Origin of the sequence: Candidatus Villigracilis vicinus, assembly GCF_016702885.1 — a bacterium.
Classification (GTDB): domain Bacteria; phylum Chloroflexota; class Anaerolineae; order Anaerolineales; family Villigracilaceae; genus Villigracilis; species Villigracilis vicinus.
In genome coordinates this window covers 90,447-112,584 of the sequence record NZ_JADJDD010000010.1, presented here as the reverse complement: position 1 = coordinate 112,584, position 22,138 = coordinate 90,447, and the positions used below count along the sequence as shown (strand labels likewise).

The 22,138-nt window shown below is 50.4% G+C and carries 24 protein-coding genes; 20 read left to right on the top strand and 4 right to left on the bottom strand.

The annotated features are described in order from the left end of the window. Window position 1 precedes the first annotated feature (1 nt). The 11 genes from IPG80_RS10765 to IPG80_RS10715 all read left to right on the top strand — a co-directional run bounded on the left by IPG80_RS10765 (window position 2) and on the right by IPG80_RS10715 (window position 12,986). Entirely contained in the window at window positions 2-1,558 is a 1,557-nt protein-coding gene (locus IPG80_RS10765; RefSeq protein ID WP_345106329.1) for a glycosyltransferase family 39 protein, read from the top strand. A gap of 24 nt (window positions 1,559-1,582) precedes the next feature. Beyond that, window positions 1,583-2,803: a glycosyltransferase family 4 protein gene (locus IPG80_RS10760; protein ID WP_345106326.1), complete on the top strand. Its 1,221-nt coding sequence runs from the start codon at window positions 1,583-1,585 to the stop codon at window positions 2,801-2,803. Then, on the top strand, window positions 2,803-4,365 hold the full coding sequence (locus IPG80_RS10755) for a glycosyltransferase family 39 protein (protein WP_345106323.1): 1,563 nt from the start codon (window positions 2,803-2,805) through the stop codon (window positions 4,363-4,365). The genes IPG80_RS10760 and IPG80_RS10755 overlap by 1 nt, the downstream gene beginning before the upstream one ends. Window positions 4,366-4,384: 19 nt before the next feature. Beyond that, a complete protein-coding gene (locus IPG80_RS10750) occupies window positions 4,385-6,664 on the top strand; it encodes an acyltransferase family protein (RefSeq protein WP_345106320.1) in 2,280 nt (759 codons plus the stop codon). A gap of 67 nt (window positions 6,665-6,731) precedes the next feature. Next, the gene (locus IPG80_RS10745) at window positions 6,732-7,313 is read left to right on the top strand and encodes an acyltransferase (protein WP_345106317.1); all 582 of its coding nucleotides are present in this window, start codon (window positions 6,732-6,734) and stop codon (window positions 7,311-7,313) included. A 1-nt stretch (window position 7,314) separates the two neighbouring features. Further along, entirely contained in the window at window positions 7,315-8,421 is a 1,107-nt protein-coding gene (locus IPG80_RS10740) for a DegT/DnrJ/EryC1/StrS family aminotransferase (RefSeq protein WP_345106315.1), read from the top strand. After that, a complete protein-coding gene (locus IPG80_RS10735; RefSeq protein ID WP_345106313.1) occupies window positions 8,390-9,172 on the top strand; it encodes a glycosyltransferase family 2 protein in 783 nt (260 codons plus the stop codon). Before IPG80_RS10740 ends, IPG80_RS10735 begins: the two co-directional genes overlap by 32 nt. Before the next feature lie 45 nt (window positions 9,173-9,217). Next, window positions 9,218-9,586, top strand: a complete 369-nt coding sequence (locus IPG80_RS10730; protein ID WP_345106310.1) for an EamA family transporter — start codon at window positions 9,218-9,220, stop codon at window positions 9,584-9,586. A gap of 54 nt (window positions 9,587-9,640) precedes the next feature. Further along, window positions 9,641-10,705 carry a UDP-N-acetylglucosamine 2-epimerase (non-hydrolyzing) gene (gene wecB / locus IPG80_RS10725; RefSeq protein WP_345106308.1) on the top strand — a complete coding sequence of 355 codons (1,065 nt, stop codon included), beginning with the start codon at window positions 9,641-9,643 and terminating at the stop codon, window positions 10,703-10,705. 16 nt (window positions 10,706-10,721) lie between these two features. Beyond that, complete coding sequence (locus IPG80_RS10720) at window positions 10,722-12,023, top strand: NAD(P)/FAD-dependent oxidoreductase (protein ID WP_345106306.1); 1,302 nt, start codon at window positions 10,722-10,724, stop codon at window positions 12,021-12,023. A 9-nt stretch (window positions 12,024-12,032) separates the two neighbouring features. Next, window positions 12,033-12,986 carry a polysaccharide deacetylase family protein gene (locus IPG80_RS10715; protein ID WP_345106303.1) on the top strand — a complete coding sequence of 318 codons (954 nt, stop codon included), beginning with the start codon at window positions 12,033-12,035 and terminating at the stop codon, window positions 12,984-12,986. Between the two features lie 18 nt (window positions 12,987-13,004). Here the strand turns inward: IPG80_RS10715 and IPG80_RS10710 are convergent, their stop codons facing one another. After that, window positions 13,005-13,226 carry a choice-of-anchor Q domain-containing protein gene (locus IPG80_RS10710; protein ID WP_345106301.1) on the bottom strand — a complete coding sequence of 74 codons (222 nt, stop codon included), beginning with the start codon at window positions 13,224-13,226 and terminating at the stop codon, window positions 13,005-13,007. Then, entirely contained in the window at window positions 13,202-14,590 is a 1,389-nt protein-coding gene (locus IPG80_RS10705; RefSeq protein WP_345106298.1) for a right-handed parallel beta-helix repeat-containing protein, read from the bottom strand. The genes IPG80_RS10710 and IPG80_RS10705 overlap by 25 nt, the downstream gene beginning before the upstream one ends. Before the next feature lie 126 nt (window positions 14,591-14,716). On the opposite strand from IPG80_RS10705, the gene IPG80_RS10700 reads away from it, so the two are divergent. From IPG80_RS10700 to IPG80_RS10665, 8 genes are all read left to right on the top strand, one after another. After that, window positions 14,717-15,274, top strand: a complete 558-nt coding sequence (locus IPG80_RS10700) for an RNA polymerase sigma factor (protein WP_345106295.1) — start codon at window positions 14,717-14,719, stop codon at window positions 15,272-15,274. Next, window positions 15,264-15,959, top strand: a complete 696-nt coding sequence (locus IPG80_RS10695; RefSeq protein ID WP_345106292.1) for a DUF4179 domain-containing protein — start codon at window positions 15,264-15,266, stop codon at window positions 15,957-15,959. The genes IPG80_RS10700 and IPG80_RS10695 overlap by 11 nt, the downstream gene beginning before the upstream one ends. Next, window positions 15,863-17,347, top strand: coding sequence for a hypothetical protein (locus tag IPG80_RS10690; RefSeq protein ID WP_345106290.1), 1,485 nt, complete (start codon window positions 15,863-15,865; stop codon window positions 17,345-17,347). Before IPG80_RS10695 ends, IPG80_RS10690 begins: the two co-directional genes overlap by 97 nt. Window positions 17,348-17,494: 147 nt before the next feature. Continuing rightward, window positions 17,495-18,049, top strand: coding sequence for a sigma-70 family RNA polymerase sigma factor (locus IPG80_RS10685; RefSeq protein WP_345106288.1), 555 nt, complete (start codon window positions 17,495-17,497; stop codon window positions 18,047-18,049). Beyond that, complete coding sequence (locus tag IPG80_RS10680) at window positions 18,042-18,650, top strand: hypothetical protein (RefSeq protein ID WP_345106286.1); 609 nt, start codon at window positions 18,042-18,044, stop codon at window positions 18,648-18,650. Before IPG80_RS10685 ends, IPG80_RS10680 begins: the two co-directional genes overlap by 8 nt. Then, window positions 18,628-18,984 (top strand): hypothetical protein, encoded by a 357-nt coding sequence (locus tag IPG80_RS10675; RefSeq protein ID WP_345106283.1) that lies wholly within the window; start codon window positions 18,628-18,630, stop codon window positions 18,982-18,984. The genes IPG80_RS10680 and IPG80_RS10675 overlap by 23 nt, the downstream gene beginning before the upstream one ends. Beyond that, complete coding sequence (locus IPG80_RS10670; protein WP_345106281.1) at window positions 18,981-19,223, top strand: hypothetical protein; 243 nt, start codon at window positions 18,981-18,983, stop codon at window positions 19,221-19,223. The genes IPG80_RS10675 and IPG80_RS10670 overlap by 4 nt, the downstream gene beginning before the upstream one ends. Further along, entirely contained in the window at window positions 19,204-19,440 is a 237-nt protein-coding gene (locus tag IPG80_RS10665) for a hypothetical protein (protein WP_345106279.1), read from the top strand. Before IPG80_RS10670 ends, IPG80_RS10665 begins: the two co-directional genes overlap by 20 nt. A gap of 6 nt (window positions 19,441-19,446) precedes the next feature. Here the strand turns inward: IPG80_RS10665 and IPG80_RS10660 are convergent, their stop codons facing one another. Together IPG80_RS10660 and IPG80_RS10655 are read right to left on the bottom strand one after the other, a co-directional pair. Continuing rightward, a complete protein-coding gene (locus tag IPG80_RS10660) occupies window positions 19,447-20,097 on the bottom strand; it encodes a response regulator transcription factor (protein ID WP_345106277.1) in 651 nt (216 codons plus the stop codon). Beyond that, window positions 20,067-21,758 carry a sensor histidine kinase gene (locus IPG80_RS10655; protein WP_345106273.1) on the bottom strand — a complete coding sequence of 564 codons (1,692 nt, stop codon included), beginning with the start codon at window positions 21,756-21,758 and terminating at the stop codon, window positions 20,067-20,069. The genes IPG80_RS10660 and IPG80_RS10655 overlap by 31 nt, the downstream gene beginning before the upstream one ends. A 129-nt stretch (window positions 21,759-21,887) precedes the next feature. Here IPG80_RS10655 and IPG80_RS10650 point away from each other — a divergent pair, with 129 nt between their 5' ends. Further along, on the top strand, window positions 21,888-22,127 hold the full coding sequence (locus IPG80_RS10650) for a sulfurtransferase TusA family protein (RefSeq protein ID WP_345106270.1): 240 nt from the start codon (window positions 21,888-21,890) through the stop codon (window positions 22,125-22,127). The last annotated feature ends 11 nt before the right edge of the window (window positions 22,128-22,138 follow it).

Genomic DNA, 22,138 nt, shown 5'->3' with positions numbered 1-22,138 from the left:
AATGTTATCCATTAAACCAGGTCAAAGATATGCGGATGTGTTTTTCGTCCTGATCCTCTTGATCATCTTTGGTTTTTCATCCCTGCTTTTTTTGGATCGATTCCCAAAGACCTGGATGGATGAAGCCTGGGATTCAACGACCGCTTACACATTTCAATTGGATGGGACTTTCCGCAACACCTCTCTGGTTGACCCTGCATTTGGAAATCAAGATGTCCATTTTTTACAGCCGAGGATCTTCTCCAACGTGGTCATGGCTCCCTTCTTTGCATGGCTAGGAGTTGGTAATTTTCAAGGGCGGCTGGCATCGGTATTTGTGGGTGCTCTTGCAGTTACCGGGATCTATCTTTTGGCACGCAAGATGGGCGGCCCGATATTTGCCGCTGTCTGTGCCTTGCTTTTGATCTTCGATAACCTGTTTTTTGTCGTTACCAGAACGATCCGCCCTGAAATTTATGTGACCGCGATCTCGATCTGGGCTTTGTATTTCATTTTGGGTGGGGTGAACTCATTCTGGAAGTTGTTTACTGGCGGGGTGTTGCTTGGTATTTCCTTATACACCCATCCGAATTCCTTTTTGGTCTTGATCGCGGTTTTTATTGCGGCTCTGTCTCAAGTGAAAATAAAACAATATGGAAAGATTCTCTTTCCCGTGATTTTGGGAGTTATCCTCGGATTTCTTCCCTATGCATATTACGTCTGGGATCAGGACGGTGCCAATCAATTCCGTGACTTCTGGCTTCAAATTCAGCACAGGGCTGAAATGCTGAAAGACCCAGGTGCGTTCTTCTCCGGGGCGCTGACCGCTGAGCTGGAAAGATATGGCTCCTATATATTTTTCCCGTACCGTTTGCTGATTTTTCTTATCCAGTTCCTTGCTGTTGGATATGCATTCTACAAATGGATAGATGGGCTTAACAGAGCCATGTTGATCTTTATTTTTGTTCATGTCTTGCTGTTCCCGATCCTGATCAGCGCCAAAACATCGCGTTACTTAACTGTATTGATGCCTGTTGTGATCATTCTTGTGGTGCGGATGGTTTGGGAGATGGCTGGCTGGCCATACGATATCAATTTATCCGGGATGTCTGCCTCCATTATGAAGTTAAACCGATCTGTACTGATTCCTGTTGCGTTGATACTGGTTCTTTTTGCCAATCAAGCGGGCGGGGATGTCTGGGCGGTGTGGAAATCTCGCGATTGCTCCTTTGCCCCGTTTATTTCTCAACTGCGCCTGCTTATCCCATCAGATGTAAAGGTGTGGGGCCCCATGACATTTTGGTTCGGCTTTTACGACCACCCATATCGCACACAATGGACCGTGAACACGGAAGAAGAGATGAACGATTTTCAACCTGAATATGTAATTCTTTACGACAATGTCGAGATATGGGCCAATCAAACGGGTGTTACCAAACGGCTGGATCCCAATTACGAAAGAATGGAAGCCATCCGCAATTTATTGGTTCAGCTTGCAAAGAGCAGAGGTGTTGTTGCTGGCTCGGTCCCAAACAGTTGTTATGGGAATATCGAAGTCTTCAAATTGACGTGGAAGTAGCGTGTTTTGATCTCGCAAAGGAGTATGGCTTTGAATGAAAAGTTGAACATCCTGATGGTCACACATCATCGTCGATTTAAGTCCCGACCGAGGTCACATGCCATGGCAAAGCATTTGGTTCAAAGAGGGCACAAGGTTACGCTGATCGTTATTGCAGATCAACGCAGATTTGGCATTGTCAATTCGGAATGGGATGGCGTGCAGGTCATCGAAACCCCCGATCTTTTATGGGGACAATTACGTTCGGGTTGGGATCCGTGGGACTTGCTTAATCGGATCTTATATTTGAGTCACAATCACGAACACTTTGACCTGATCCATTGTTTTGAAACCCGCCCGGCGACAATTTACCCAGCCCTGCTTTACAGCCGACGTCACGATATTCCGCTTGTCACCGATTGGAATGATTGGTGGGGGCGCGGCGGGCTTATCGACGAGGTTCGCCCAGCGTGGTATCGACTCCTATTCGGTACTGTTGAGACTTACTATGAAGAAGCGTTCCGCACACAAGGCGCAGGCCTCACCGTAATATCTTCGGCGCTGGGCAGGCGTGCCGAAGGATTGGGGGTATGTCCTGAGCGGATTCTGCATTTGCCCAGCGGTACCTTCCCCGAAATTTTCCGTCCGCGTGAGAAGATGATTTGTCGTGAACGCTTTGGCCTGCCCTTTTCAACACCTGTCATCGGCTTTTCCAGTTTGGATTCCCACCTGGATCTGGGTGTTGTTTTGCAGGCCCTGGCCATCGTGGCCAGACAATACCCGAGTGTGAAACTTATTATCACAGGCAAGCCTTCCAATGCGGTCGTTGAACTGGTCAGAACTTATGGCGTGGAGAGCAATGTTCATTTGACCGGCTATTTGCAGGATGAAGAACTTCCCTGGGCGTTGAGTTGCGCAGACTTATTCGTCCTGCCCCTTGCCGATAAAGTTTACAACGTTGGACGCTGGCCCAACAAGATATGCGATTATATGAGTCTTGGAAGGCCCACCGTTTCGAATCCTGTTGGAGATATCAAGGGCCTTTTCGAAGATCACAAGATCGGGGTTCTTGCCAGTTGGGACCCTGTCGATTTTTCTGAAAAGATACTTTATCTACTCAAAAACCCTGAGATCGCCTTCAGGCTGGGTGACAATGCCAGAGATGCCGCCGTCACAGTATATGACTGGAAACTACTGGTCTGTCGCCTTGAAGAATTTTATGCAACATTGCTTAATGTCCGCTCGCCTTCCCTGATGGAGATGTGATGTCCAAAGAATCTTTGTCTTCTATTTATGAAGTGCAAAAATTTTCCTGGATTTGGATCGTCCTTGTGCTTATGCTGGGCACGCTTCTGAGACTCTACGATCTGGGCACTGAGAGTTACTGGTCTGATGAAATGTACACAGTTTACGAGGTTCAACAAACCATTCCTCAGGTTATTGAATCAGGCAGATTGGACCAGCCGCCGGGGTATTACATTCCGTTTCATTTTTGGGTGCAGATTTTTGGACTGAGCGAAGCAGGTACGCGTTCATTCTCAACGTTGGCTGGTGTTGCCTCGATCTTCATTCTCTACCTTGTGGGAAAGGAATTGTTTGGTCACGGGGTTGGCCTGCTCAGCGCCTTCCTGATGTCGATCTCCGAGTTCCAGATCTATTATTCCCAGACGGCCCGCTTCTACAGTCTTTTTGAATTTACAACACTGCTTTCATTCCTTTTTTTCATTCTATCTCTCCGCAGAAAGCAATATCTCTATTTTATTCTTAACGGAGCGGCGAGCATCTTCATGGTTTATAGCAATGTGTTCGGGCTGTTTGTTCTTGCGGCGCAGAATTTGTTCTCCTTCCTGTATTGGAAAAAATACAAGGAGATGGCGGTCGCCTGGCTGGCATGTCAGGTATTGATCGTGCTTGCCATGGCACCGTATTTTTATCCGCTGTTGTTTGGCGCGAGTGGTGTGGAGGATGCAGCCGTCTTAAACATCGGGAACATCCCACCGCCATCCCTGCTTCATCCGTTTTATGCGATGTATCGTTTTCTCCTGCCTTTTCGCCGTGAAAGCGGCTGGGACCTTGTCTTTGTAAGTTATGCAATAGCTGGCACGTTGCTGCTGGCAGGTACTTGGTTCTATGCCAGCCGACAGGAAAAAAGCAGCTGGATTGATTCAGCCAGAGGGTCACTCTCCAGTCTTGATGATGTGACCGAACTTTCGGAAAAACTAGTCCTGCTTGGCTTTTGGCTGCTGTTCCCCATTCTGCTGCCGTTCATTGTTTCCATTTTGATGATCCCGATCTACAAGGTTTATTACACCATCAACGCTGCCCCTGCTTTGTATCTATTGCTGGCGTTGATCATGGTCCATGCGCGTAAAGCAGTGCCGTTACTGGTCTCGTTGGGAACAGTGACAATCATGATCGTGCCTGGGCTGGTCTACTTCTATGTGACTGATTTCAACCCGCAAGTGAGGGATGCTGCGAAGTATGTCTATGAATCTCCTGATTCCGGTGATCTTATCGTATACGTCCCTGATGGCGATTTTGGGTTTCAAAATGACATCGAACAAAGATTGTTCGAATGGTATTACGAAGGTGCTCTTCCGGGGTGCAGCATGGTTGGCTGGCTCAAGGATGACGTTTCGATTTCAGGAGCATTGACTCAATGCATCGCGGGTCATGACCGTTTTTGGGTGGTCATTCCTGATAGTCAGACTGAATCTTCCATTCGTTATAAATCGTTTTTTCTAGATCCTGGCCAAGGTGCCATGCAATTGATAAAGGAAGAAAAATTTATCGGGCTTTCAACGTACTTGTTCGAATTAAAAAAATGAGAATCGCAAGGACTTGAAAATGAATTTGCAGAAGAAACATGATGTGATCGAATATGTAAACGCCCCCGGTGTTTTTCAGCGCCAGCTTTGGGTTGACTGGATGAAAGGCATCGCCCTGATATGGATTTTTATTAACCATGCGGTTGAGGTTGTTTTTGGCGGCCCATATCTTGGAAACCCCGGTTCCTGGTGGCCTCCGCTGCAAGAGCGGATTGCCCAATGGATTCCTCTGGATGGTTATGGTGTATGGACTATTCCAGTAAATATCTGGCGATATATCGGCTGGCTGGGAGATCAGGGAGTTAGTCTGTTTCTTGTGGTGAGCGGTTTTGGCCTGACTTGGGGAGTTCTTTCCAAATACAAGGATTCGTTCCCTGTTGACCAATTCTATAAACAGCGTTTGTTCCGCATATTTCCTTTATGGTGGGGCGTTCATATTTTTTTTCTTGTTGCAAGTTATATGACTGATATAAAGGCATTGGACATGAGCCTGGGTGATCCCAATTTTTATCTCAGCTTGGTTGGTTTTCGTGCGTCCCCCGGTACCTTCTTCTATTTCGCTCCCGCTTGGTGGTATATCGGGCTGCTCATCCAGCTTTACCTGGTCTACCCAATACTTTTGGAAGCCCTTAAACGGATGGGAGCCTTTCAGTTTTTGTTGTTTGGCTCTCTTGCCGCATTTATTGTTCGCGCGGGTGTCATATTCTTTGAGTTCAAAGTCAGTTCGCTTTTGTATGGTGCATTTTTTATCACTCGATTGCCTGAATTTGCTTTTGGGATGGCCTTTGCCTGGTGCCTTCGGAATAACGCCCAACAGGTATACGACTTGATGTCTTCCCGTTGGACAATGTTCATATCCATCGGGTTATATATTTCTGGAACGCTTCTCTCTATCACCTGGGCTGGGATGACTGTTGCACCTTTTATGGTTGGAGTAGGAATCTTTGGCATCCTGTACGGGATATTAGGTAATAAAAAAGAGACTTCTTCCCCTATTGCAGGCGTTTTTACCTGGGTAGGCAGGCATTCATATTCCCTTTATTTGGTACACCATCCGATTCTGGCAATTTTAGTGCCGATCCATGCCTTGGGAGGCACACTTCTTTCGATTCTTGGTTCAATCATTGGTGCCATAGGTTTGGAGAAAATTGTGAATAGGATCGTTGAGCCGCTAGCTGCACGACTCAAAAAGTACGATCTGAAAAAGCTGGTGAAATGGACAGCGATGGCGGCTGTTGTCATGTCCATTTGTGCCTTGGGCTTTGAGTTGGCGATACAACGATTCGATCCGCAGGAAGTTATCGTGTGGGGGGAGCAGCCATCTTTGGCTCCTCATGATGATTTTGGCTGGTACTTAAAGCCAAATCAAACCACGCATCTGCGATGGGAATCCTATGATTACTATGTTCAATCCAATGAACTGGGCTTTCCGGGTCCTTCCTATCCCGAGCAAAAAGCTCCCGGCACGATACGCATAATGACTTTTGGAGATGCCTTCACAAGCGCAGAGGGCGTTGACACAGACCAGGCATGGCCCCGCCTGCTTGAATCGGTTTTGATGACACGTTTGCCGAACCGCAAAATTGAGGTCATGGATTTTGCGATTACCGGGTACGGCCCAAATCAATATGCGGAAGTGGCGCAGACGTATATGCCCAAATACGATCCAGATATCGTTATCGTTGGTTTTTACATGAACGATTATCTTGATGTGCTTCAACGTAATGACGATTTCCAGGCACAGATTGGGTTTGGGAAACCATCTGCCACCAGTTGGTATGCGACCCTTCGCCTTTCGCATACCCGCCATTTTTTGCATAAAAGATTTGATGAAATAATGAATCTAATACGGGAAAAACCCGACCTGGGAGGATATTACAGTGGAGCGGAATTCCTTCTTCGCGAGCAGAAGAAATCGGATGCCGCCGGGCAAAGCGGCGTTTCCGAACGATTTGCCCAAATCAAGGCTATGGCCGATGCGATGGGCGCGCGGATGATTGTTTTTATGATCCCGGTACCGGTTCAGGTTTGCGGCCCTGAAGATATTGCGTATTACCCGACAGGGTATGACCTGTCTGATGAATCCATGTTTGATCTGGATAAACCGCAGAGGTGGACGCAGGAAATTGCCAGTGAATTGGATATTGAAACCTATGATTTACGAACGCCGCTTCAATCTGCGCCTGAATGTCCCTATTACCGTAACAACCTTCATTGGACAGTAGGCGGGCATGAGCTTGTGGCCGATTTCATGGCGGAAACATTAATTAAAGACAAAATTCTATCTATGGAGGAGTAAAAGTTGTTGAGAATTATATTGGCTTCCGATTGTATAGTAGCAAGACGAAATATAGAAAGGAGGAACTATGACAAACGATAACGTAAGTATTCACCCCACTGCGGAGGTATCTCCGAAGGCTCAGATCGGCGCGGGGACTCGCATCTGGCATTTGGTTCAGATTCGCGAGGGCGTCCATATTGGCAGGAATTGTATTGTCGGCAAGGATGTGTATGTTGATTTCGATGTGAAGATCGGCGACAACGTGAAGATCCAGAATGGCTGCCTGGTTTATCACGGTGTCACGCTGGAGGACGGTGTGTTCGTCGGCCCGCAGGTTTGTTTGACGAATGACCGCAATCCGCGCGCGATCACCCCGGATGGTCAGCTAAAGGGAAATGATGATTGGGTTGTTGGACCCATTCTCGTTAAGTATGGCGCGTCGCTCGGGGCTTGTTCGGTCATCCTGCCGAACGTCACCATCGGCCGTTTTGCGCTGATTGCCGCTGGTGCAGTTGTCACCCGCAATGTGCCCGATCATGGACTTGTTGTGGGCAATCCTGCGCGCCTGACGGGTTACGTTTGCGGTTGCGGCAGAAAAATGGAAAAGCAGGAAGCGGGCTATCACTGCCCGGTATGTCATTGGGACTTTACACCACAGGAGAGTTAATATGATTAACATCGCGAAACCTTTGATCGGAAAAGAAGAACAGGATGCGATCCTTGAAGTGATCAATTCAGGAATGATGGTTCAGGGAGCGCGGGTGCGGGAATTTGAGTCTCGTTTTGCGCAGATGTGCGGCGCGGAACATGCGATTGCAACCTCCTCTGGAACGACTGCTTTGCACATTGCGCTGTTGGCGCATGAGATCGGCACGGGGGATGAAGTGATCACTTCGCCGTTCAGTTTTATCGCATCGGCGAATTGTGCGCTGTATGTCGGTGCGCGCCCGATCTTTGCGGATATCGAGCCAGATTACTTCACCATTGATCCCATCCAAATTAGAAAGCGCATTACTCCGCGTACGAAAGCCATTCTGCCCGTTCACCTGTATGGTCAGGCCTGTGATATGGACGCGATCCTTGAGATCGCGCACGAACATAAGCTGGCGATCATCGAGGATGCCTGTCAGGCGCATGGCGCCACATACAAGGGACGTCCCGTCGGTTCGTTTGGCACGGCTTGCTATTCACTGTATGCCACCAAGAACATCACCACCATCGAAGGCGGCATGATCGTGACCAACGATGCGCAGGTGGCGGAACGGGCACGATTGCTTAGAAATCACGGCAGTCCGCGTACGTATGAGCATGTCTCGCTTGGTTACAACATGCGCACCACCGACCTTGCGGCTGCGATCGGACTCGTGCAGCTTGAAAAGCTCAGGCAGTGGAATGATATTCGCCGCGAAAACGCCGCCTATCTCAGTGAGCATCTGGCGAAAATACCGGGCGTGGTTGTGCCAAAGGTGCGCGAAGGCTGCGAACATATCTTCCACCAATACACCATCCGCATCCCGGACCGTGACGCGTCCGCCCAAAAACTGCGGGATGGGGGAGTGGGAGTTGGCATTCACTACCCGACGCCCATTCATCAACAGCCGCTTTACAAAGGGCTTGGCTACCATGACTCTTTGCCCATCGCTGAGACAGCCAGCCGCGAAGTGCTTTCTCTGCCGGTGCATCCCTCACTTACGAAAGACGATCTCGATTGCATTATCGAGACCGTGGCAAAGGTCTTGAACTATGAAACTATCCTTGATCGTCCCATGCTTTAACGAAGCCGAGAACGTGCCGAAGCTCCATGATGAGCTGCTGCCGGTCATTCAATCCATGCTTGAGCGTGGACGGATGAACGCCGACGAGACTCTCGAATCAGTTGAGATGATCTTTGTAGATGACGGCAGCAGTGATGGCACGCGTGCCCGGTTGAAAGAACGATTTTGTGATGTGAAGATTCCCGGGCTGAGTTTTCATTTCCTCAGGCACGAGGTCAACGCGGGTTTGGGAGCGGCGATCCGCACGGGGTTATCCCAGGCCAGCGGTGAGATCCTGATGACCGTGGACAGTGACGGGACCTATCAATTTTCGGAGATCCCCGCCCTATTGAATTGCCTGACTTCCGGGGTCGATATTGTCACAGCATCGCCGTACCATCCGCAGGGGGGCGTGATCGGTGTTCCGGAGTATCGTCTGCTTTTTAGCAAAGGCTCTTCGATGTTGTATCGAATCCTCGTTGACCGAAGTGTCTACACCTATACCTGCCTGTTCCGCGCCTATCGCGCGCGAGTGGTTCGTGAGGTGAGTTTTGATTCGAATGATTTTCTCGGCGGCACGGAATTGCTGGTCAAAGCCATGCTGAGAGGGTTTCGTGCAGTTGATTTTCCATCGGTGCTGCACAAACGCATGTATGGCGTTTCGAAGGCGCGCATTGCCCGTACCGTTCGTTCGCATCTGAAATTTATGGGATGGGTCTTGCTGCAACGCATGCGCATGACGTTGCACATGCAGGCACAGGGAACGGCTTAAATGATGGACACGATGAACAGGCATTCTGTGAAAGAGGCGATGGGTATGCAAACTGCCATTCTGTATATTTTGGTCAGCGTGTTTTTTAGCACGGTGGGCCAGCTTTTGCTCAAAGGCGGCATGAATAAACTTGGCTCGGTCACCTTGAGCTTGAATGGGCTGATCCCGATCTTGTGGCGTATGGCCATCAACCCAGGCGTTTTCTTTGGGCTGGCGCTGTATCTGGTCGGGACGATCTTCTGGCTGGCAGCCCTTTCCCGTGTGGACCTCAGTTATGCATATCCATTCGCCAGTTTGAGTTACGTGGTCATGCTGCTGGCTTCGTGGATGATGTTCGACGAAAAGATCACCCTCGCCAGAATTGCTGGGACTATCTTCATTTGTATCGGTGTCCTTGTGATCTATCGAAGCTGACTCACCCGTGCCTGATTCTGTTTCGAAGGACTGGATCAGCCAGAAAGAACAACCATGAAGATCGTATCCGTTGTTGGAGCACGCCCCGAATTCATTCAAGCCATGCCTGTCAGCCGGGCGATCAGTGATTCGCATCAGGAAATTCTGGTGCACACTGGTCAGCATTACGACTACAAAATGTCACAGCAGTTCTTTGACGAGCTTGAGATTCCCAGGCCGCATTACAACCTCGGCGTGGGATCTGGTTCGCAGGCGCGCCAGACCGCCGAGATGATGGTAAACATGGAAGATGTACTGCTCAAGGAATCGCCCGATTATGTGATCGTGCGCGGCGATACCAATTCCACACTGGCCGCTGCTTTGATTGCCAGCAAGCTGGGTATTCCCTTTGCTCATATCGAAGCAGGGGAACGCAGTTTCAACCGCCGCATGCCCGAGGAAATTAATCGCATCGTTGTGGATGCTTTGGCGGATCGTCATTTTTGTGTCAGCCATACGGCAGTGCGGAATTTACACGCGGAAGGGATTCGAGACAGCGTTTTTCAAGTGGGTGACGTGATGTTGGATGCCTTGCTCTTTGCCCGTCCGCTGGCCCGCACGAAATCAGCGGTGCTTGCGCGGCTGGGAATTCAGCCTCAAAAATATGCGCTGGCCACCATTCACCGTGCGGCCAACACCGATGACCCGCTGCGCTTGAAGTCCATTCTTACAGCGTTGGACCAAACAGGTGAAACCATCATCCTGCCGATGCATCCGCGGACTCGCAAGGCGCTTGAAGCACTCGACCTCCAATTGGCTGATTCCCTGCGAATTATTGACCCGGTCGGTTATTTTGACATGCTTACTCTGGAAGAGAACGCCCGCCTGATCGCCACCGACTCAGGCGGTGTGCAGCGCGAGGCGTATTACATGAGCATTCCATGCCTCACCCTGCGTGATGAAACTGAGTGGGTGGGCACTGTGGATGTCGGTTGGAACAAACTGGTCGGCGCTGAGCAGCAGGCCATTCTCGAAAACTGGTTTAGCTTTTCGCCTCCAGCAGAGCATCCCTTCATTTACGGAGATGGCACAGCCGCGCAGCTGATTGCTGGAATTCTTAACAACGTCCCGAACGATTAATGGAAGGAAGGTTCATATGAAGGTTGGAATCATTGGCGGTGGAATCATGGGGGTCTGCCTTGGCTATTACCTGTCAGAGCAGGGCGCCGAAGTTGAGATATTCGAAGCCTCTTCCACGATCGGCGGGCTGGCTGGTTCCATCACCCTCGAAGACGGAACCAGGGTCGACCGTTTCTATCATGCTCTTCTTTCCAGCGACAGTCATTTGAGCGGGTTATGCAACCAGCTTGGAATTGCCGATCAACTGCGCTTCAACGAAACACACATGGGTTTCTTTTATCGCGGCCGCATCCATTCCATGAACAACGTCCTTGAGTTTCTGCGTTTTCCGCCGCTTGGCTGGATCGATCGTTTCCGTCTCGGTCTCACCGTGTTGTATGCCCAATTCGTCAAAGACTGGCACAAGCTCGAAAGCATCAGTGTCGAGAAGTGGCTGCTGGCGCTGAGCGGCAAGGGTACCTATAAAAACATCTGGCTGCCCATGTTGAAAGCCAAATTCGACGGCGGATTTGGGAACACTCCTGCCACTTACATTTGGTCGCGCCTCGTGCGGATGAAGTCCACGCGCAGTGGAGCCAACCAAAAGGAACAGTGTGGCCATTTGATTGGCGGTTACATGACCTTGATCGAAGCGATGACCGCCCGCATCTTGACAACGGGAGGCCTGATCCACCTTCGAAAACCTGTCAGCCGCGTTGACATTGAAAACGGCAGGGCTGTGAAGATCATTACTGGAAATGAATCGCATCGCTTTGATGTCATCATTTCCACGATCCAGCCGCCTGTCTTTCAACGCATGCTGCCGAATGCCCCGCTTGATTATCGTGAATTGCTTGGAAGTACCCAGTATCTCGGCATTGTCTGTCCGCTGTTGGTTTTGGATCGTCCCCTCAGCGGCTACTGGACCCTCAACCTGACCGATGACAGCCTGCCTTTTACAGGCATCATCGAGACCACATCCTATATCGATCCGCAATATGTGGGCGGACATCATTTGGTGTATCTGCCGAAATACACCGCGCCTGGCAGCCGCTATCAGGATTTGTGTGATGAGGAGATCAAAGCCCAATGGCTGAGTCATCTTGAGACGATGTTCCCCAGCTTTCAGCGTAGTTGGATTCGTGATTTTCAAGTCCACCGCGAAAAATATGTGGAGCCCTTGCATGTTTTAAATGGCACGCATCTCATTCCGTCCATCCAGACTCCCATTGAGAATTTGTATCTGGTGTCGAATGCCCAGATCTACCCCGCGCTGACCAATGTTGAATCGATCAGCCGCAAGGCGCAGGAAGTTGCCGCGCTGATCCTGAACCCGTAAGGAGGATGTATGCAAACCAATTCAAAACCCTCTGCCAGTCTTTCGCTTGATCTCGATAACCTGTGGTCTTATATGAAGACACACGGCGATGCAGGCTGGGAAAGCTTCCCTTCGTATCTGGATGTGGTGGTGCCGCGCGTTTTGAAATTCCTGAAGGAGCGCAATTTGCAGATCACCTTCTTCGTCGTTGGGCAGGATGCCGCGTTGGAAAAGAATCGCGCCGCGCTAAAATCCCTGACCGAGGCGGGACATGAGATCGGCAATCATTCCTTTAATCATGAGCCCTGGCTGCAAAAATACACCCTGGAACAAGTTGAAGCGGAGATCGCCCAGGCGGAAGGGGTTATCGAAAAGGTGACCGGGCAAAAGCCGATCGGTTTTCGCGGACCAGGTTTCAGCGTGTCTGACTCGGTCATCGCGATTTTGAATCGCAGGGGATATCTGTATGACGCATCCACCCTGCCAACCTATATTGGTCCGCTGGCACGGTTGTACTATTTTATGACCGCGAAACTCAAAGACGAAGAAATGAGCAAACGTGATAATCTGTTCGGTTCGGTCAAGGATGGGTTTCGTCCGATCCGCGCGCATTTCTGGCGGAGCGAAGATGGGGTTGAGCAAAAGATCATTGAGATCCCGGTCACGACCATGCCGATCTTCAAGATCCCGATCCATGTCAGCTACATCATTTATATCGCCACCTACTCCCCGGCGTTGGCGATGTTCTATTTCAGGGTGGCCTTGTGGTTGTGCCGCATTACAGGCACGCAGCCATCCCTGCTTTTGCACCCGCTGGATTTTTTAGGTTGCGACGATATCAAGGAGCTTGCCTTTTTCCCCGCGATGAATCTTTCTCAGGATAAAAAACTCAAACTGGTCGATGAAGTGCTGCATTTATATGCGAGCCATTTCAACGTGATGCCCATGCAAAAACATGCCAATGCGATCAGGGCGTCTTTGTGAAGCAGGGAAGTCTTGAAGTTATGGCTGTGGAAATTCGTAGGCGCCGATATCGTATTCGGCTCCCTGTGGCCGCAGGATGCCTTCAAAGTCATAACCATTCAGCAGGCCAAGGTTGAAGCCTGCATTGATGAGCGGGGAGTTTTCCATTAAGTGAAAGTCGAAATTTTGCAGATCTGCAAAACCGAAATCACCCTCGCTGACGTTGTGGTCGGCGATCAATTCCGCGGAGAGGGGGGGCAAGTCCCATTGTTGGCGTTGTAATGACAGATGCTTCCGTTAGGACGCGTCCAGCCTGAAAGGGCGTTGTTGCGTATGATGGTGTTTTCCGCAATCAGCGGGTAAATGCGGATCCCATCTGCAAATCCGTGGATCGTGTTGTTATAGACCTGATTGCCATACGAGAGGCAGTTGCGCGGGGTATAGTAGTATTGATAATCAGGGTGAGCAGGGTCATTGGGCGGGAGCAGCGCCTGCGGAGGACCATTCTCTTCATCACATGGCCAGCCGACCATGTCGTCGTATGAAAATATCCCGATTCCCCAGCCTTCTGCGGTGGAGCTTTTATTTGCATGGATCACATTGTTTTGGATAAGGTTGTTGTCCCCGCCTTGAAGATTGATCCCTGAAAACACATCGAAGATATGATTGCCTTCGACGATGTTCATGTCTGCCAGGTCCCATTCGAAGAGGATGCCTGAACAGTCTGCCTGACTGTTCAGGCGGCTCAGAATGTTACCGCGGATGATGTTGTGATCGCCGAGTATGTTGAGCATCTGACAACCAAATGGGGTGTATAGCTCATCGCTGACCTTATATATCTCGTTGTCCTCGATCACGTTCTCATCGCCGTTGAACTGCATCCCTGATTCACGGTAATAGTTGTAGACTCGATTATCGTGAACATACCAGTGGTCAGTGCTGTGTTCCTCAACCCCGCCCCAGTTGTTTTTTAGCGTGAAAATACCGCTGGAGGTTTCGATGAAATCCACCCCGGCCACCTCCCAATGATCGCAATCCGAGGCCACGATCCCCGCGGACTGTTCACCCTCCATTCCCTGCATGACGATTCCTTTTTGGCTTTCAACTCCATTGGCAAGACGGCGCGGAGTTACACCCGTTCCGATAATTCTGATGTGATCTGCCTTGGGCGTTTGCCAATCTGGCGGATTTTGCGGATTGATCGAACAGGTGAATATGGGGCGGTCATTGGGTTCCGTGGCAAGCATTTTGAAAACGGCCTGCTCGCCTGGGTAATTGGTCAATGTGATCGGTTGGGATGCCGTACCAGAGTTCTCGAAGTGCCATCCATTCTTGATGCCTTCGTATTCGCCTCCGCGCACGTAGATCAGGTCGCCTGCTTTTGCAACCTCAACCACCTGCAGGATCGTCTGCCATGGCTGGTCAGAGGAACCAGATTGTGAATCGGAACCGCGCGTTCCATCCACATAGTAAATGTTTTCAGGTGTGAAGGTCGGTGTCACCGATGAAATGACAAGCGGTGTGGATGTGTGGGTGGGGACAGGCGGTGTTTGGGTTGGCGTAGGTTTGCCGCATGCCGAAAGGATACATACCCCTATCAATATCACGACCCGTACTGGTGTCATAACAGACTCCTATGGATGTCACCCTGATTTTATCGTCGCAGATTATTCTTTTATTTTACCCCCAACCTTTTCGTTTATGATTGTGTATACCTGATATGGGCGCGCAAAAAGACAAGGAAGAATTTTATGGATGATCTGCAAGCCGTTCGTCGCATCAAGGACGGCGACCTGGGTGGATTGGAAATTTTGATGGAACGCTATCAAGTCCGCGCGGTGCGGGCTGCGTTTCTGATTCTGCATGACGAATCTGCCGCGCAGGATGTGGTTCAGGAGGCATTTATTCGCATCTGTCAGCGGATTCACCAATTTGACGAATCGCGCGCCTTTGAACCGTACTTTTTTGGCAGCGTGATTCATGCCTCTTTGAACACCGCCCGGGGAAATCATAAATTTGTATCTCTGGATGAAAAATCAGAAGAAATCGAACACCTGCTCGACCGCGCGGTTTCGGTAGAATCTCAGGTGGAGTTTTCGCAATTGCAGTATGAGATTCTGGCGGCATTGTCTGAATTATCCCCGCGTCAGCGAGCCGCGATTGTCCAGCGATATTATTTGGAAATGAGTGAAAGGGAAATGACCCTTGCTTTAGACGCTGCCCCAGGAACGGTCAAATGGTTGTTGAATGCAGCCCGTGAAAGATTAAGCCGCCTGCTTGGGCGGAAAGGTGAGTCAAATGATGGCTAAAAAGACTCGTCGTGAAGTATTGGATTCAATTGCTGCTCTGCGAGTTTCGCACGGCCTCAACCTTTTTCCACATGTTGCTGAACGACTATATCGAAAGAGTTTGATGCAAACTTTGCGAGCACGCCCGATTCTTGTGATTGCCTTGCTTGTGGTGATCGCCTTATTGCTGAATGGTGTTGCCTATGCCATTGACCGTTTCGTTGGGTACATTCCAGGTTTTGGGTTCACATCTGGTTCACAAGCTGTTCTGGTGTTGGATGCGCCAATATCGCAAACTCATAACGGTATTACTTTACGGGTGGATAAAGTCGTCAGTGATGGAAACAGATTCTGGGTTGAGATGACCGTAAGCGGGTATTCGTATTTCGAGATGCAGGATCATCTGGATGCCTATCCCAACCCCGATACAGGAGAATATCCGCCTGCACATCTTGTGCTTCCGAGTGGTCAAAAAATCCAAAGCTTTTTTGGAGAAAGTCCGAATTTGGGAGCCGCAGAAATTCTTTTCCGATATGAATTCCCACCGTTGAAGGATGCACCTGTGTTGTTGACCTGGTTGTGGAAAAAATGGGCGGCGAAACTTTTATTATGCCTCTGCAAATGCGCCCGATCCATCAGAGTGAGATTGTCCCTGCCCAGCCTGAAGCGACCTCTCTCGTACAAAGTGTGGCCCACAATGGACTGACCTTTATATTGGAAAAAGTGGCGCAATCCAGCACTGAAACATTTTTTGAGTTTACTGTGCAAGCCGATGACCCTCACCTGAGCCTGCTTTCTCCGTGGAGCGTTCTGGTCACCGATCAACATGGAAACATCTATCCACTGATCGTGCATACAAAATCCTCGGTGCATTTTGGCGATACGAAGACTTATAAATCTGCGCCATTCCGCGGTGACGAACAATTGACCATGCGTTTGGTGGGCGAGATATTTACCCGCGGAAAATTACCTGCCCGGTACGGTTATTCGATAAGTGAACAGTCTCCATCGTTTCACTTCGATCCCGGCTCCGCTCCGCAAGTGGGGCAAACCTGGCAATTGGATGAAACTCTGCATGGCAAGGGATTTACCCTACATTTGATCGGCGCGCGCGTGGCTTCAGAGCATGAGATCATCTTTGAAATCGAACCCTCCACAAACGTGACTCGTGTGGCTTTTCGGGAGGAACCGCCTGCTGAAATCTGGGCCGACGCACCCACAGACGGAGGGAATATCCAACTTCGCATGGGCTACCGATCCTTGCCAAATGGGCCCTATGAAATCAGCCTTTCCACTGTAGAGTTTATGTTGGAGGAAACTTGGGAAATAAACTGGACTCCGCAGCCAGCCCCCCAACCATCAAGTGATGCACTTCTTTCCACCCCAACGCCTGATTCTGTTCCCGAAATCTACGCCACCCCAACCCTGACCTCCGCTGACCCATTCCTGTTGGAGGTGGAAGCCCTCTCTCAAAAATTCAACTCCCAGTTTGAAACTGGCCCCGCATGGATTCATGTCATCTGGGAAGGTGGACAATACCAAACCCCGGGATTGCCAAGTTACCCGCCCGCGTATTACACGATTGAAAAATGGCTGGAGATCAATAAAGACGGTGTAATAATTCGTCAACTAAGCACCGATAGGGATGTTGATGAAATTATCCTCCAACAAAATGTGAGGGTGGCTGGTTATGGAGTCAATCTTACACAGGGGAATGGCGGCACGGTGAGTTCCGAGTCTCTGCAACGATTTAGGGAGGATTACGTCGTTGATGTGCTTGATCGAGCTTTTCAAAATGGACAATCTGTACAACATGAGGAAACCACCTGCGAAGGGCAACCCTGCTGGTTGATCTGGATGCAGTCTAATGTAGAACCATTTCGCCACCCCGCAACGCAAAAGATGGTCATAGGCAATATCCAAAAGATATGGATGGACCTCCAAATAGGAAAGCTCATTCGCTCTGAGAACATTTGGTTATATGAAGATGGCACGGAGAAAATCGAAGCCTTTTACGGGCTCCGTATCATCGAAAAACTGGATTCGGCTCCGAAGGAAGTTTTGGATATTTTTTCAAGAATCATCCTCCCGTAAGTAAAAATGACTGGAAGATGGAATTATTTCCTTAGCAACAAAGCAAATTATGAGGTTGTGGCCGCCTGTTTTGTCCGCTTTTTGAAGATTGCGCGTTTAATACTGTAGAGTTTCCTTTGCAAAGGGTATCGAATGTCAAATCAAAATATGGGTCGAAAAGATGCGCCTCCCAATTTGGGAGATGCGCTGATACAGGATGCACAGCATGGCGAACCTGCTGCGCTGGCGGCGATTTATGACGCGTACGCGCTCCGCATCCACCGTTACTTTTACAGCCGCGTGGAGAATTCTGCCGATGCCGAAGACCTTGCCGCGCAGACCTTCCTTAGTGTCATTGAGGCTTTGCCGCGCTATCAGCACCGTGGTCAATTCACGGCGTGGATCTTTCAAGTCGCTCGGAGCAAGGCAATGGATTTTTTCCGCCGGAACCACTCAACGGTCCAGCATGATGCGGAGGTAATGGGCGGCGCTTTCGATGACACACTGGAACAGGTCATTCAAGTTCAGGATGTAGAACGGCTGCGTCACCTCATCCGCTTTCTGGATGACGACGAGCGCGAATTGCTGCGTCTGCGTTTTGTGATCGAACTCTCGTATGTTGAGATCGCCGAACTGCTTGGACGAAAAGAAGATGCCGTCAGAAAATCTGTGAACCGCACGCTCGAACGGTTGCACCTGCTGATGGAGGCCAAACATGTCTAAGCCCAATTACCCGCCCGAATTCGAAACACAGGTGCGGCAGGCGATGGAAGTGCCCGAACCAAAATCCGAAACACTGGACGCCCTGCGCGAACAGTTCATCGCCCGCGGAATTTCCTCGCTCAAAGCGGACCGTCAGCCTGATCCTGCTCCCAATCCTTTTCGACCCGAAAAGGAATCGAACAAAATGAATCGCAAACTATTTCGCTTTTCCCCGCGCCTTGCATGGGGCGTAGCCCTGCTTATTCTCGCAAGCCTGCTCGTGATTGCGTTCTCCTCACCGAATGTGGTGACCGCCCTGCGCCGCCTGCTTGGGTATGTCCCCGGTGTGGGTGTGGTGGAGCAAAGCCCATCTCTGCGCATGTTGGCCGAACCTGTCACTGTGACTCGCGAAAGCGTGACCCTCACCATCGATCAGGCTGTTTTAACCAATGAAAAAACAGTTGTCGTATATTCCTACGTAACGCCTTTGTATGATTCTGACGATGGCTTTTTCATGGATGGCCCAACTTGGCAACCCTGCATTGGTTTTGCCCGATGGAACCCGTCTCGAAATAAAAACTGGACGTCAGGTGAGCACGATGGATTGTTCCGAATGTGGTGACATCCGTTATGCGATGGAATTCGCGCCCATTCCCGCCGATGTTCACGAGGCGACCCTTGAAATACCCAATCTGGTTGGGTTGCAGAACAGCCTGACACCCCTGGATTGGGTCATTGATCTGAAATTTGCGCCCGCCGACCCATCCACCATCATCCCTGTCATCGAATACCAGCCGACGGTGACACTGGTCAGTGTGACGAGTGCCTCGACAACATCGATCCCCGAAACCTATGGAGCAACCCTTGTGCTTGATAAATCCGCGTCACTTCCTGATGGATATATTCTGTATGGCAACATCACGTGGACCGATCCCATCATCCCCCGTATGGATTGAATGCCACGTTGGCGGGCATCAAGGACGCGAATGGAAATGACATCCCCTTCGAGTATGCCGATGAGGAAGCATACCCAAAGCAGGGAGAATTACGCGGATATTGGGCGTATAAGATACCGCAGATGAATTTCTCTGTGCCGCTGACTTTATCTTTCGCGGTGAATGCATGGGTGACTTTGATGGATTCGCCCTCGTTCACTTTCGACCCCAGGATTTTTCATGTTCACCATGCAATCTGATTCGAACATCGTCGGCGCAAACATCATTGACCTCCAGCATCCGCCCATGGGTGGCGGCGGTGGCGGGGGAGGTGTGCCTGTCGTCAATCTGCCTTTCTTTGTTGGGTTTGGCTATCAAGTCCCCGTTCCGACTGGGCCGCTCACAATGACCTTCCAATCGGTGAATGTGCTTCTTCCGGGTGATTGGTCAGTCACCTGGTCGCCTGCTGCGCCGTAAAATCGGCTATTTGCTCTCGTCCAGTTTGATCAACCCAACCCGCATGGCGGCCAGCACCGCCTGCGCGCGGTTGGGTTGTTTCATTTTTTCGAGAATGTTCTTGGCGTGGCTGCGGACCGTCTCTTCGCTCACGTTCAATTGCCCTGCGATCTGTTTGTAGGTGTTCGGCGATGCCATCCATTCGAGGATCTCGATTTCGCGCGGTGTCAGCGAAATGGAAGGCGCATGATGCGGTTGTATTCGTCCAAGCACTTTCTTCATCACATCAGGATGAAGATATGCCTCACCATGCACCACCGCATGAATGGCACGCACCAATTCACCAGGCTCGATGTTCTTCAACACATAACCTTCGATCCCCGCCGCAACCAGGTCGAAGACACGGTCATCCACTTCGGTGCCTGTCAGCATCATCACTTTGATTTTTGGATTTGATTTCCGCAGCGCGAGCGCCATCTCCTGACCGTCCATTTCGGGCATGACCAGATCAACGAGGACGATATCTGGATTTAGATTCTTCGCCGCCTCCAGGCCGATTCGCCCATTTTCCGCTTCGCCTACGACCTCTAAATCTGATTCCAGACGAAGGACCATCGCCAACCCTTTGCGGACCACGGCATGGTCATCTACGATGAGGATGCGAATCGACTCAGGCATGGTGATGGTGTCCGTTGTTGGGGAGGTTGAATCATGATGCGCGCGCCTGCGTTGGGTTGGGAGATGATTTCACAATCACCGCCCATGGCGCGGGCGCGTTCCTGAATTCCATGCAAACCGAAATGTTCGCGGTTCTGACTGCGCGAGAGCGCAATGGATGGGTCAAATCCTTTGCCTTCGTCTGAAACCACGAGATAGACTTCGTCATCGGTTACGGTCAAACACAATCTTGCTGATTGGGCTCCCGAATGGCGCGCGGAATTTGCCAGCGCTTCCTGCGCCATGCGATAAACAGTCCGCCGCATGCCTGAAGATAGGGAATTGAAGTCGCCGTGGTTGTTGAAGATAATGCTGAATGTGCGCGGGCGGCAGCAGCCGCTGACGTAGTTCGTCAGGTCTGCCATGAAGAGTTCGATATTCAAGGCGGAAGGCCACAGATCAAAGATCGAGCGGCGGACTTCGTCGTGGGCAGTGTTGGCGAGGGAGCGCAGGTCGATCAATTCCTTTTTTACGTTATCGGCCTGTTGGGGCAGCATGGTGATGCAGGCATCGAGAGAGTAGACAATGCCGAAGAGCGATTGCGCAACTGTATCGTGAATATCGCGGGCGATGCGGTTGCGCTCGGTTTCGACGGCGAGGCGTCGGGCACGGTCAATGCATAAGATGGTGGTACCAAGCGCCAGGGCGGCTTGATTCGCGACCGTCATCAGCGTGGATTCCTTCTCTTTGGTGAGTCCAGATTCTTCGACAAGCAAAATGCCGACGGGATGTTCCCTCAAGTAAAGCGGCATGACGAACCATTGATTTTGAGCGAGCCAGTTGTTAAGTTGGGGATCTTGAATAAGGGTTTTGCCTTCGGTGACGAAGCTGTTGCGGTTGAGCAAAGCCTTGATGACTTCGCCGTTTTCCGATTTAAGGGAAAGCGCTTTGGTTTGCGGAAAAGAATCTTCGCGGGGATAGACGAGCCAGCCGCCGATTTCTTCATGCGTTGGGTCTACCATTGCGACAACAGCCTTTGAAAAGCCGAGGTCGGTTACCACTGCGCCAAGCACGCGCTCCTGCACTGAAATTAGATCTGGTGCGGCTTGCAGCAAGACCGTAAGATCATGAATGATCTCCAGCTGGCGGTGTGCCGCGGAAAGTTCGTCCGTGGCCTGATTGACAGATTTGAGCAATGTAGACGGATACGCAAAGAGAAGGGGGAGAAGCCAGATGCCCGAGAGTTGTGTCGCCATCACGATGGCATCGGATGGTGTCTGTGGATTGTAGGTGTTCGCAAAAATAAATAAAGGCGTAAAGAGCAGCGATGCTATCAATGCTCCGCGCACCTGAAAAAAGAATGCGCCCGCCAACAATGGGCTGAGCGCATAAAGATAATATGGGCTGTGCGAACCTCCGCTGATTGCAAGGATGAACGCGGAGAATAGCAGGTCAATGCTGAGGAAGATGGGCTTTTCGATCACCATTCTGTTCAGTGGGCGGTTGAAAAGAGCCACAATTCCATTGATGGCTAATGCAAGCGCAAGCACCCATAGCGGATGGATCAATGCGTTCGTTTTACCCAGCATTAACAAAGCGGGTATCAGGGATACCCAGCGAAAGATGACAAGGAATATAAAAACACGGTTCGACCGAAAAATCGATTCGACTCTTGTAATCATAAAAGTTGTAAAATTGATTATATCCGAATTGGCTGTCTCCCCCGTGCGGGGGAGACAAAATCCCTTGTGTGCGGGATGGCGGTTTGTCGGTCAATTCATTATGATTTATGAGTTCCAAAGGAGGCACAAATGACAGATGTAATTAAGGAAGATCAGGTATTGGATTGCTCTGGAATGCTTTGCCCCATGCCAGTGGTGAAGACTTCGAAGGCAATGAAGGAATTGCAATCGGGGCAGATTTTGAAGATGGTCGCGACCGATCCCGGTGCGCCCCCGGATATGGAAGCATGGAGCCGCCAGACTGGCAATGAGTTGCTGCGTTCCATGACCGAAGGTGGCAAGTTCATCTTTTATCTGCGCAAGAAATAGCCTTCATTCAA